The organism is Micromonospora sp. WMMD964 (genome assembly GCF_029581455.1).
In the GTDB taxonomy this organism is placed as follows: Bacteria; Actinomycetota; Actinomycetes; order Mycobacteriales; family Micromonosporaceae; genus Micromonospora.
In genome coordinates, this window is the sequence record NZ_CP120860.1 from 4,578,509 (window position 1) to 4,590,732 (window position 12,224).

Consider the following 12,224-nt stretch of genomic DNA (forward strand, 5'->3'; position numbering starts at 1 on the left):
GTGTAACGACCCCGCCCCGGCCGTCATTCCGACCGACGAGTGCCGTCGACCACACGCAGATACCACCCAAACGGAACATACCGCACTGGACCGATCCGGCCCCGGACCCCACGGCACCCACGCCTCCGGGCAGAACACCCCGCCTCACGCATGATCCACTCGACTTCGCCGAAGTCGCGGTATCCGTGCGGGGTTGATACCGCGACTTCGGCGAAACCGAGTGGATCAAGTCGCGCGGGTGGGGTCGATGCCGACAAACCGGACTCGCGTGACGGCTGGATGCAGGCCAACGGGCACCGTCAGAACCAAGGGCGCCATCCGGCGGCCCGGCATAGACGGGTCAGGCATAGACGGGTCACCTCCCGGCGGCCTGACGAGGACGGGGACAGCACCACCCGGCGGGCTGACGAGGACAAACCCGGCGGGCTGCCAAAAGCGGACACCACCCGCGGGCATGAAACCACGCACGCCCAGGGGCGCACGTTCAGCGCGGCACGGACAGCCGGCACGGCACGGGCGATACGGACGGCACGCGCGGCACGGACGGCACGGACGGCACGGACGGCACGGACGGCACGGGCGACGGCACACGGGCAGACGGCACGGCACGGGCGATACGGACGGCACGCGCGGCACGGACGGCACGGACGGCACGGACGGCACGGACGGCACGGGCGACGGCACACGGGCAGACGGCACGGCACGGGCGATACGGACGGCACGCGCGGCACGGACGGCACGGACGGCACGGACGGCACGGACGGCACGGACGGCACGGGCGACGGCACACGGGCAGACGGCACGGCACGGGCGATACGGACGGCACGCGCGACACGGACGGCACGGACGACGGCACACGGGCAGACGGCACGGGCGACACGGACAGCTGCGGACCCACGGAAAGCACCACGGGTGACCGCGCCGATCAGGCCTCCACGAAGGGCTTCGCCGACCAGCCCGGAGGCGCGTAGGGATCGTCCTGAACGACACCGGCTGCGGTGGGCGTTACGCTGACACCATGCAGGCCGTCTCCCCCACCGCGACCGGCGTGGCCTTCCTGGCCCGGCCCGGTCGTCCTGCCGTGGTGGCGAGGACGCTCGCCGAGCTCGCCGGTCCCACTCGCGGGGTGGTCGAGTTGCCGGTGCGGTTGATGTGGAATGCCGAGCGCACGTTCGACCTCGCCGACCCTGACCAGCTTCTGTGGATGTACGAGAACGTGCTCCGCGAGACCACCCGCGTCGAGGACCTGCGCGTCCTCGTCAACGGGCGCACCCTTCGGCGGGTGTGGCGACTGCTCAACCTGCCTCGTGGCGTACGCCAGGCGTGGGAGAGCCGCCACCGCGGCCTGCGCGCGGCGTGACCGAACCGCATCTGCACGAGTTCTACCGGGAGGTCGCCCGGGTGGCGCTCACCGCCGCCGGGCCGCACCGGTTCGTGTTGGGGGGCGGGGTGGCCTGGGCGGCGCACGGTCTGGTCGCCCGTCCCACGGAGGACGTCGACCTCTTCGCGGACGTGGAGGGCGCCGCCGCGGCGGCGTCCACCGGGGTACGGGTGGCGCTGGAGCGGGCCGGTTTCCTGGTCAGCGACGCCGACCCCGACGGTGATCTCGCCGAGCTGTTCGACGGGTACGAGCAGGACATGAAGGACTTCGTGGTGAGCCGCGACGGCCGGCAGATCCGGCTCAGCCTCGCCCGGTTGGACCGCCAGCAGAGCCCGGTGGTGATGGACCTCGGCCCGGTGATGGACGTACGCGACCTGGTGGCCAACAAGATCGCGGCGCTGGTCAACCGGCGGGAGGTCCGTGACTTCATCGACGTCGCGGCGGCGTTGGAGCACTACGACGTGACCGAGCTGTTGATGCTGGCCCGGCAGGTCGACCCGGCGCTGGATCCGGCGGACGTGCGCGCCGCCGGGCGTTATCTGGATCGGCTGTCCGAGCAGCGTTTCGGTCGTTACGGCCTGGACGCCGCCGCCGTCGCCCAGGTCCGGCGGCGTTTCGCCGCATGGCCGCGCTAACCCCGACCGCACGCTCCGCACGCCGGACGCCAACGTGCGGACGACACCGCCGGACGCCGGCCAACCCGGGGACGGCAAACGTCGACCGCCGGACGCCAACGTCCATGGACAGAACACCTAGCTCGCGGGATCACTTCGTCGGCCGACCGCCGGTGACGCCCAGGATCTCGCCGGTCACGTAGCTGGACTCCTGCGAGGCGAAGAAGACGTACGCCGGAGCGAGCTCCGCCGGCTGCCCGGGACGCCCCTCCGGGGTGTCGGTGCCGAACTGCTTCACCTGCTCCTCCGGCATGGTGGCCGGGATCAGGGGCGTCCAGACCGGGCCGGGTGCGACCGCGTTGACCCGGATGCCCTGGTCGGCGAGGTCGGCGGCGAGCGCCTTGGTGAAGTTGGCGATCCCCGCCTTGGTGGTCGCGTAGTCCAGCAGCTGCGGCGACGGGTCGAATGCCTGGATCGACGCCGTGTTGATGATCGCCGCCCCCTCGGGCAGGTGGGGGATCGCCGCCTTGCAGAGCCAGAACATGGCGTACAGGTTGGTCTGAGCACCCGGTCGAACTGCTCGGTGCTGATCCCGAGGATCCCCTTGTCCTGCGACATCTGGTAGGCGGCGTTGTTGACCAGGATGTCGATGCCGCCCAGGTCGCGTACCGTCCGATCGACCAACTCCTGGCAGTGCGACTCGTCGGTGATGTCACCGCGCACCGCGACGCCCCGCCGACCGGCCTCCTCGACCAGGCGAATGGTCTCCCGGGCGTCGGCGTCCTCCTCCTCGCCCAGGTAGGAGATCAGCACATCGGCGCCCTCCCGCGCGAACGCGATCGCGACCGCCCGGCCGATCCCCGAGTCACCGCCCGTGATCAGCGCCCGCTTGCCGTCGAGTTTGCCGCTGCCCCGGTACGACTCCTCCCCGTGGTCCGGCTTCGGGCTCATGTCCGCGGTCGAACCGGGTGCCGACTGCTGCTGTGCGGGTTGACCCGACTGCCCGCCGTACTGGCTGGTCGGGTCCTGCTGGGTGTGCTGGTCCTCAGTCACCGGTTTCTCCGAAGTCTCCTCGCGCGGGAGGCGATGGCTCTCCCGCGAATCCCGTCCCCGACCGCCCTACCCCACGGTGACCGGCGGAAACCGCAGCAACAGTCGGGGCTGACGTGGCAGGAGTGACAGCCGGTGGTTATGGTGCGCGAGGCGCCCACGAAGCGCGTCCACCCCCATGGAAAGGCACGTCATGACCTCTCCCTCCGGCCCGTCGCGTCGTCAGGTGCTCGTCGCCGCCGCGGCGGCGGCGTCCGCCCCGCTGATCGCCGCCGCGCCCGCGCAGGCGGCCGGCGCGGCCCGGTCACGCACCTGGGACCTCACCCTCCTGGGCACGTCGGACACGCACGGCAACGTCTACAACTGGGACTACTACCGCGACGCCGAGTACGACGACAGCAAGCAGAACGACATCGGCGTCGCGAAGCTGGCGACCCTGATCAACCAGATCCGTCGGGAGCGGCGCGGCAAGGCGACGCTGGTGCTCGACGCCGGCGACACCATCCAGGGCACGCCCCTGGCCACGTACTACGCCAAGCAGGAGCCGATCACCGCCACCGGGGAGAAGCACCCGATGGCCCGGGCCATGAACGTCATCGACTACGACGCGGTGACGCTGGGCAACCACGAGTTCAACTACGGGCTGCCGCTGCTGGACCTGTGGATCCGCCAGCTCGGCTTCCCGGCGCTCGCCGCGAACGCCGTCAACGCGAAGACCGGCAAGCCGGCCTTCCTGCCGTACGTCATCAAGAAGGTCTCCCTCGGTTTCGCCGCGCCCACCCTGCGCGTCGGCATCCTCGGGCTGACCAACCCCGGTGTGGCCATCTGGGACAAGGGCAACGTCGAGGGCAGGCTGCGCTTCGACGACATGGTCGCGACCGCCGCGAAGTGGGTACCGATCATGCGGGCGCGCGGCGCGGACCTGGTGCTGATCTCCGCGCACGGCGGGGACAGCGGCACCTCCAGCTACGGACCCGAGCTGCCGAACGAGAACCCGGTGGCGTTGATCGCCCAGCAGGTGCCGGGGATCGACGCGATCCTCTTCGGGCACGCACACAACGAGGTGGTCGAGCGGTTCGTCACCAACGAGCGGACCGGCGCCCAGGTGCTGCTCTCCGAGCCGTCGAAGTGGGGCCAGCGGCTCACCCGGATGGACTTCACCCTCACCCGCGAACACGGCCGATGGGTGATCACGAAGAAGGCCGCCAGCATGTTGAACACCAACACGGTGGTCGAGGACCCGAAGGTGCTCGCGGCCGTGCGGGCCCAGCACCAGAAGACCGTGGCGTACGTCAACCAGGTCGTCGCCCGCTCCACTGTGGAGTTGTCGGCGGCCGAGTCGCGGTACAAGGACACCCCGATCCTGGACTTCATCAACCACGTGCAGACCGAGGTGGTCGGCGCGGCTCTGGTCGGCACGGCGTACGCCGACCTGCCGGTGCTGTCGATCGCGGCGCCGTTCAGCCGCACCGCCGTCTTCCCCGCCGGCGACGTCAAGATCCGCGACGTGGCCGGCCTGTACGTGTACGACAACACCCTCGAAGCCGTCGTGCTCAGCGGCGCGGAGGTGCGCGCGTACCTGGAGTACTCGGCGAAGTACTTCCGCACCCTCGCGCCGGGCGCCCCGGTCGACACGGAGCAGCTCAGCGACCCGGCGGTACCGGACTACAACTACGACGTCTTCTCCGGCGTCGACTACGACATCGACATCTCCAAGCCGGTCGGGCAGCGGATCACCCGCCTGGTGCTGCCCGGCACCGACACGCCGGTGGCCGACGACGCGCAGTTCGTGGTGGCGGTGAACAACTACCGGCGCAGCGGCGGCGGCAACTTCCCCGGCATCGTGAAGACGCAGGTCTACAACGCGCAGCAGGAGATCCGCCAACTGCTCATCGACTGGGCGCAGGCCAAGGGGACGATCGACCCGGCCGACTTCTTCCAGCCGAACTGGCGGCTCGTACGCGAGGGCGTGCCGGTCTTCTGATCGCACAGCGCAGACGGGCCGTGGGTGGCGACACCCGCGGCCCGTCTGCTGTCGTCAGCCCTGCACGTTCCAGCGAACCGGGTCCTCGGCCTTCTCCGGCCGGTCCCGCCCGGGGTCGGTCTCGGTCAGGGCGACCCGTTCGTCGGGCCGGACGGCGGGCGGCAGCTCGCCGAACCGGATGTGGCGGAGGAACGCGTACTCGTCATCGGTGAACGGCTGCTCGGCCATCGGCACCTCCCTGCATACCCCGCCATTGTCCAACGAGCCGGCTGTGCAGAACCAGCAGCCGCTCACACCGCGTAGGGCGTCCTAGGATCCTGGGAGAACGGGGGTGGGCTGGCGTGGCGCGGGTAGTCGGTCCAGCACCGCGAGGGCGGCCCGGATGGACCGGCGTCGCAGCATCTCGTCGAAGCTCGCCCGCCCCTGACAGAACTGCACGAACATCCGCCAGCCGGGCGGCGTCGCCAACAGGGCGTGGAACACGTCCGGGCGGCGGGTGAACACGTCCAGCAGACGAAAGCCCGCCCGCATCTCCGGCACCAACCGCGCGGCGGCAGCCCGCTCGTACCCGGTCAGATCACCGTCGGCGACCGCCGCACCGGCCAACGCACCGGACCGCAGCGCGAAGCTGATGCCCTCCCGGCTCCACGGCTCCAACAACCCCGCCGCATCCCCCACGACCAGCACCCGGCCAGTGCGCAACGGCGAATCCTCCGCACGGCACCGGGTCAGGTGACCGGAGTCGTGCTCCGCCGGCAGCCCGGTCAACCCCAACCGGTCGACGAACCGCCGCAGGTACTCGCGGGTCCCCTCCCCCGCTCCCCGACCGGCGATCACACCGACGGTCAGGCGGTCACCCTTCGGGAAGACCCAGGCGTACGAGCCCGGCATGTCGCCCCAGTCCAGCAGCAACCGCCCCCGCCACCGTTCCCGCTCCGCCTCGGGTATCGGGATCTCCAACTCCAGCCCCAGGTCCACCTGCCGGTATCGGACCCCCACGTGCCGGGCGGTCACCCCCGACGAACCGTCGGCGCCGATCACCGTGCGGGCCGCGATCGACGTACCGTCGGCCAGCCGCAGGCGTACCCCCTCGGAGTCCTGCTCGATCGCGCGGACCGCGACCCGCTCCCGCATCTGCGCGCCCGCGGCGACCGCCGCCGCGCGCAGCCGGTCGTCGAACTCCTCGCGGCGCACCATCGTCACGACCGGACCGTCGTTGCGGCGGGTGAACTCCCGGCGACCCTCGCGGGTGAACGTGACACTGTCCACCCGGTCGTGCGCGGGCACCTCGATCCGATCCTCGACGGCCGCGAGGGAGGTGCCGATCAGACCACCACCGCAGGTCTTGTACCGCGGGTGTACGGCCCGCTCGACGACGAGTGTGGAGACACCGGCGCGGGCAGCGGCGTGTGCCGCGGAGAGCCCGGCGGGGCCGGCGCCGACGACGACGAGGTCCCAGACGATCACGACAGCAGCCTAGGCCACGGGCCGACCCGGACAGCCGGACCCGCCGACCGCCCGATCGGGTGTGCATCTTCGGTCACCGAGGGGGTAACCGGCGCACGGCAGCCGCCGCGCGACGGCGGACGAACCGAGGAGGAACCATGCAGCAGGTGCAACTGTCGGAGGCCGAGCAACGGGTGTACCAGGCGGTCACCACCCTGGAGGCACGCGGGCAGGTGCCGTACCCGGATTTGATCGCCGAGGAGTCCGGGTTCACCGAGGAGCAGGTAACCAGTCCCCTGCACCTGCTCACCGAGAAGGGCCTGCTGCACCGCGAGGACTCACCGATGGCGGGCCTCGACTTCGGCCCCCGGTTCTGCGCCCGCCAGATGGCGTGACCGGCGGGACCTCCCGAAACGATTCGCCCCCCGCTGACCCGGGTAGCGGTCAGGAATGCGCGATCAACGGTCACCGGGGGGCACGATGAGCACGGCGCAGCCGGTGACGGCGGCCGAGAACCGGCGACGCTGGCAGGCCGTCGGCGTCGGGCTGGTGGCCGCGTTCATGACGCTGCTCGACGTGAGCATCGTCAACGTCGCGGTGCCGTCCATCGACCGGGCGCTGCACGCCTCCCCGAGCGACCTGCAGTGGGTCCTCTCCGGGTACGCACTCACCTTCGGCCTGGCGCTGGTCCCCGCCGGCCGCTTCGGCGACGCCCGAGGCCGGCGCAGCGCGTTCGTCTTCGGCATCGCCCTGTTCACGATCACCAGCGCACTCGCCGGCCTCGCCACCTCCCCGACCTGGCTGGTCGTCACCCGGCTCCTTCAGGGCGCCGCCGCCGGCATCGTCAACCCGCAGGTCATCGGGCTCATCCAGCAACTGTTCCGCGGCCCGGAACGGGCCCGGCCCTTCGGGCTGCTCGGCGCCACCATCGGCATCAGCACCGCGGTCGGGCCGTTGCTCGGCGGACTGCTCATCGCCATCGGCGGCGAGGAACACGGCTGGCGGTGGGTCTTCTTCGTCAACGTGCCGGTCGGCATCCTCGCGGTGATCCTCGGCTGGCGTCTGCTGCCCGGCCGCCCCGCCGGTCAACCCGGCTGGCGTCAACTCGACCCCGTCGGTGTTCTCCTCCTCGGGGTCGGCGTGGTCCTGGTCCTGCTCCCACTCGTGCAGGAACAGCAGTGGGAGACCCCGTGGAAGTGGGCGCTCATCCCGATCGGCCTGGCGGTGCTGGTCGTCTTCGGGCTGTGGGAGCGGCGGTACGAACACCACCACCAGCCCCTGTTCGACCTTCGGCTGTTCCGCCTCCAGTCGTACACACTGGGCTCACTGCTGGCGCTGGTCTACTTCGGCGGCTTCACCGCCATCTTCTTCATCTTCACGCTGTTCCTGCAGATGGGTCTCGGCTACAGCGCGCTCGTCGCCGGCCTGGCCATCACCCCGTTCGCGCTGGGCTCGGCGGCCGCCGCCGTCCTCGGTGGCCGCATCGTCAACCGCCTCGGCCGACCGTTGGTCGCCATCGGTCTGCTCACCGTCGTGGTCGGGCTGGCCGCGACCGTGATCGCGCTGCGCCTCGCGCCGGACGCCCCGGCACCCTGGGTCGCCGCCGGCCCACTGCTCGTCGCCGGCATCGGCAGCGGGCTGGTGATCGCCCCCAACCAGACGATCACCCTCTCCGAAGTGCCGGTGGCCCAGGCCGGCAGCGGCGCGGGCATGCTCCAGACCGGCCAGCGGATCGGTGCCGCCGCCGGCATCGCCGCCGTCGGCGCGATGTTCTTCTCGTCGCTGGCCGACACCCGTGGCGACTGGACCACCGCCTTCGAGCGGTCCCTCATCCTGGCCAGCGGCATCATCGGACTGGCGCTGATCTGCGCGCTGATCGACATCGTCCGCAACCGCTGATTCGGGTACGCCGCTGGCCGGCACCCCGGGTGGGGTGCCGGCCAGCGGTCGGATGGTTCGGGTGCGGGGTCAGCTGTTCCAGTACTGGGCGACCAGGTCGGTGGCCTGCTGCTCCCACTGGGCGTACGCGTCCGGGTACGCCGAGACCTGCACGGTCTGCGCGGCGTCGGTCAGCGGCATGTCCTGCCACCCGTCAACCTGCTTCAGACCCTTCAAAAACGCGGTCGTCGAGTAGGCGGGGTCGGTGATCTGCTCCGGCGTACCCCAACCCGAGGACGGGCGCTGCTGGAACAAGCCCAGCGAGTCGTGGTCGTTGGCGTCGCCGAGATGGCCCAGGTTCTCCAACTTCGACTCCTGCAAGCTCGTCGCGATCGAGATCACCGCAGCCCGCTCGGGCAGGCCGGCCTTCTTCGTCGCGGCGATGATCGCCTTCACGTTCGCGGTCTGCTCGCCGTTCAGGTCGATGCGCGACTGCTCACCCTGCGGCTTCGGCGCACCCGACTGCACGGCAGTCGCAACCGGCTTGGCATCCACCGGGTCGGCGTGGGCGGCGACCGGACCGGCGAACACACCACCGGCGAACGCCAGACCAGCAACAGACAGCACACTCTTACGCATGAACGTGTTCATGGGGGAAGCTCCTTCGGGGGTAAGGACACCCGCCCAGGTACAGCGGATGTGAGCACCTCGTCCGGCGCTGCAACACAAGTCTTTGGGGGATCATCGGCGGCCTACGAGCGGGGGCTCGCGGCGCCGGGACCGGGTGTAACGACCCGGGGTCGGGGGTCATTCCCGGGGGCGGACCATCCGTTGGCACCCGGTGAAGCGGGGTGCCGGTCGGGCCGGGGTCCGGGTGTAACGACCCGGCGGGCCGGGTCATTCCCGGCGTCGGACCATCGGCTGACACCCGGTGAAGCGGGGTGCCGGTCGAGCCGGGGTCCAGGTGTAACGATCTGCGGACCGGGGTCATTCCGGGGCCGGCCGGTCGAGCCAGCGGCCGTGGTCCTGCCATCGTCGGGGTGTGTAACGACCCCGCCCCGGCCGTCATTCCGACCGACGGGTGCCGCCGGTCACCGCCCGGCACCGCCCAAACCGGGCACGATGCCCCGGCTGATGTCGCGCCGACACCCTGCCGGGCCGCCGGTCACCCCAAACCGCCCAGCCGGGCGTGATCCACTCGACTTCGGCGATATCGCGGTATCCGCCAGGGCTCGATACCGCGACTTCGGCGAAACCGTGTCGATCAAGACGCGTGTCGGTGCGGAGCGCGCGCCCCGCACAGAGCTGACGCCCGCCGGAACACTCCGACGGGCGTCAGCTTCAGTGCGATCCGGGCGATGCCCGGCGGTCGGATCAGTGCGCGGCACCACCGAAGCGCTGGCGGCGACGCCAGGCCAGGGTCAGCAGCAACATGATCGCTCCGGCGCCGACCAGGCCCCCGCCGACCTTCATCGGCGTACCGAGGCTGTCACCCGTGACGGGCAGCGGCTGCTTCTTGTGCAGCACCCGCAGCTCGGTGGAGGCGGTACGGCCCGACTCCCGGCCGGTCGCGGTGAAGGTCAGCAGACCCGTCACCGACGGCTTGTAGTACTTGGTGAAGCGCCCCTGGGCGTTGGTGGTCGCCGTGAAGTTCAGGGGTGCGCTCGCCTGGTAGGCCACCGGGGCCATGGCCACGGTGCTGCCGTCGCTGCGGCGGGCCGGAGCCGGACCACCGGCCGGAGCGGCCAGCGGGGTCACCGTCACCACGATGTCGACGATCTCGTTCGGGCCGAAGTTGGTGCCGGTCAACAGCACCGTCTCGCCGAGGAAGATCGTCGGCCGGTTGACGGTCAGTGATGCCACGGTCGGCGGGTACGGCGGTGGTTGCGGCGGGTCAGTGGTCGCGCTGGGCGCCGGCTGCGGCTGCGCCGCCCCCGCTGCCGTCGGCACGGCCACCACGGCCAGGCCGACCGTGAGCGCCATGATGATGCGGGATAGCCGCATGATTGGTTCCCTCCTACTGGTCACAGCTTGGTGCGGAATGAACTTGGGTGGTCCAGGGGCTGGCGGTGGGGGTCAGCCACAGCTCGGCTTGTCCGACGCCGGTCTTGGCCGTCAGCACGGTCGCCTCCAACGTCTTCTCGACGCCGGGAGCGACGTCGACGCCGGCGGTCGCCACCTGACGGCGACGTTCGGTGCCGCTACCCACGGCCGTCTCCGCCCCGTCGAGCCGGGCTTCGAGCACCGCTCCCCCGGCCGGGCTGAAGATCGACACCAACGTGCGGACGGTGTACGGATCACCAGCCAGCCCGAGACCGAGGACGGACTTGGTGAGTCCCGACTTCGGCGCCGTCGAGCGCAGGGTCACTCGAAGCCGGAGCTCGCGGCGACCGTCGGGGCGGCATTCGCCGACCGTCAGGTTCGCCGTCTGTCGTAGGTAGTAGCCGAGCTTCGCGCCGCTGCCGTCGTTGAGGAACACGCCGACCGTCGGCACGGTGTCCTGTTCCGGAAGCGTCCCGGCCATCCGGCTACCGCCGAACGTCCGCTGTTCCTCAGGTCGGGCACTCCAGAACAATATCCGTCGTTCGGTGATAGCACGGTCAAATGCGGACAACAACACCCTAGGGTTGACATTCTTCTTGAAGAACGCGTCGAAGACGGCAGCCGCCGACGCCGCGAAGAACTCGTCCTGCTGCTCGCCCTCGAGCTGCCGATAACTGTCGTTGAGCAGTGTCTGCACGACCTTCTCGCTGGCCAGCGGGACACCGCCGGGCACCAGCACCGGGCCGGTCGCCTTGAGCAGGTAGGACAGCACCACCGGGTCGACGGCGAGCACCCCGTCGACAGTGGTGCCCGTCTTGCGACGGAACATCTCGCGGTAGAGCGTCGCGGCGGTCGGGAAGTGCGGGGACAGATTCACGTCGGCCGGGTAGATGCCGGGGAGGTCGGCCCAGATCGCGCGGGTCTCGGCGGGCACCTTCAGGGGCGGGTTGAAGAAACCGAGCGAGGACGAACTGCCCTGCTTGCCCATCTTCACCGCGCCGTTCTTCGCCTCGATCATCGCGTACGCGCCGAACATGCCCCCGGTGGCGCGCAGCTCGGCGGAATTCTGCGAGACCAGCAGGTACCGCCGCGGTCCGTTCGCGCCGAACAGTGGCGGGAGCAGGCGGGCGCCCTGGTCGGCGGCCGTGGTGAGGCCGGCCAGGCGGTCGATCTCGCCGCGCAGGTCGACGAGCGCCTGCCGGACCTGGTCGACCAGACTGTCGGCCGGCACCGCGGCGAGGTCCCGGCGCGTACCCTGCACCGACTCGTTGACCCGGGTCAGTTCGGCGGAGACGCCGCCGAGTCGGGCCAGGTCCAGACGACCGCCGGTCGGCACCAGGCTGGTCAGGTCCATCCGGAGCAGGGTCGGGAACGCCTGCCGGGCCAAGTCGTCGATGGCCGCGGCGATCTGCCGAACGGCATCGAGGTTGTCGCCCACCATCGGGGTACGCCGGCCGAGCCGCCAGCTCGGGTCGCTGGTCGCGGCGCGGGCCGCGCGGGACTGCTCCTGGAGGGCGGCGAGGGTCCGCAGAGCACGGTCGGTGTCCCCGCCGACCACCAGGGCGCTCAGCTCCCGGGCCAGGCCGGCGGCGTTGAGCAGGTGGGCGCGCGCCTGCCAGCCGCGGAAGCCGACCCAACCGCCGGCCGCCAGCAGCAGCGAGCCGACCACCAGGGCACTGAGGAGGGCACGTCGCAGTCGGGCCCGCCGACGGCGTCGGGACCGGCTCCGCCGCCGGGTCGGCCGTTCGCTTTCCGTCACACCACACTCCCAATCGGGGAATCGGACAGTTGGTCGATTCCCTGACGTTCTTAGCATGCGTCTGAGAAT

Annotated in this window: 10 protein-coding genes and 1 pseudogene; 5 read left to right on the forward strand and 6 right to left on the reverse strand. The window is 70.9% G+C overall.

Annotation, left to right across the window (positions count from 1 at the left end):
* Nucleotides 1-1,018: 1,018 nt before the first annotated feature.
* The gene (locus tag O7616_RS21120; protein ID WP_282303567.1) at nucleotides 1,019-1,360 is read left to right on the forward strand and encodes a hypothetical protein; all 342 of its coding nucleotides are present in this window, start codon (nucleotides 1,019-1,021) and stop codon (nucleotides 1,358-1,360) included.
* Complete coding sequence (locus O7616_RS21125) at nucleotides 1,357-2,016, forward strand: nucleotidyl transferase AbiEii/AbiGii toxin family protein (RefSeq protein WP_282303568.1); 660 nt, start codon at nucleotides 1,357-1,359, stop codon at nucleotides 2,014-2,016. Before O7616_RS21120 ends, O7616_RS21125 begins: the two co-directional genes overlap by 4 nt.
* Nucleotides 2,017-2,146: 130 nt before the next feature.
* Here the strand turns inward: O7616_RS21125 and O7616_RS21130 are convergent.
* Nucleotides 2,147-3,048, reverse strand: a pseudogene (locus O7616_RS21130) (SDR family oxidoreductase).
* A 190-nt stretch (nucleotides 3,049-3,238) separates the two neighbouring features.
* Between O7616_RS21130 and O7616_RS21135 the strand changes: the two are divergent.
* On the forward strand, nucleotides 3,239-5,029 hold the full coding sequence (locus tag O7616_RS21135) for a 5'-nucleotidase C-terminal domain-containing protein (RefSeq protein WP_282303569.1): 1,791 nt from the start codon (nucleotides 3,239-3,241) through the stop codon (nucleotides 5,027-5,029).
* 54 nt (nucleotides 5,030-5,083) lie between these two features.
* Here the strand turns inward: O7616_RS21135 and O7616_RS21140 are convergent, their stop codons facing one another.
* The gene (locus tag O7616_RS21140) at nucleotides 5,084-5,257 is read right to left on the reverse strand and encodes a hypothetical protein (protein ID WP_167524833.1); all 174 of its coding nucleotides are present in this window, start codon (nucleotides 5,255-5,257) and stop codon (nucleotides 5,084-5,086) included.
* An 81-nt stretch (nucleotides 5,258-5,338) separates the two neighbouring features.
* The gene (locus O7616_RS21145; protein ID WP_282303570.1) at nucleotides 5,339-6,496 is read right to left on the reverse strand and encodes a geranylgeranyl reductase family protein; all 1,158 of its coding nucleotides are present in this window, start codon (nucleotides 6,494-6,496) and stop codon (nucleotides 5,339-5,341) included.
* A gap of 137 nt (nucleotides 6,497-6,633) precedes the next feature.
* Here O7616_RS21145 and O7616_RS21150 point away from each other — a divergent pair, with 137 nt between their 5' ends.
* Both O7616_RS21150 and O7616_RS21155 read left to right on the forward strand, forming a co-directional pair.
* Nucleotides 6,634-6,870 (forward strand): hypothetical protein, encoded by a 237-nt coding sequence (locus O7616_RS21150; RefSeq protein ID WP_282259414.1) that lies wholly within the window; start codon nucleotides 6,634-6,636, stop codon nucleotides 6,868-6,870.
* A 55-nt stretch (nucleotides 6,871-6,925) separates the two neighbouring features.
* Nucleotides 6,926-8,374 (forward strand): MFS transporter, encoded by a 1,449-nt coding sequence (locus O7616_RS21155; protein ID WP_282303571.1) that lies wholly within the window; start codon nucleotides 6,926-6,928, stop codon nucleotides 8,372-8,374.
* 69 nt (nucleotides 8,375-8,443) lie between these two features.
* Here O7616_RS21155 and O7616_RS21160 read toward each other — a convergent pair whose 3' ends face one another.
* The 3 genes from O7616_RS21160 to O7616_RS21170 form a co-directional block, all read right to left on the reverse strand.
* A complete protein-coding gene (locus tag O7616_RS21160) occupies nucleotides 8,444-9,004 on the reverse strand; it encodes a hypothetical protein (RefSeq protein ID WP_282303572.1) in 561 nt (186 codons plus the stop codon).
* Between the two features lie 723 nt (nucleotides 9,005-9,727).
* Complete coding sequence (locus tag O7616_RS21165; protein WP_282303573.1) at nucleotides 9,728-10,357, reverse strand: hypothetical protein; 630 nt, start codon at nucleotides 10,355-10,357, stop codon at nucleotides 9,728-9,730.
* Between the two features lie 13 nt (nucleotides 10,358-10,370).
* Complete coding sequence (locus O7616_RS21170) at nucleotides 10,371-12,155, reverse strand: DUF4012 domain-containing protein (protein ID WP_282303574.1); 1,785 nt, start codon at nucleotides 12,153-12,155, stop codon at nucleotides 10,371-10,373.
* Nucleotides 12,156-12,224: the final 69 nt, after the last annotated feature.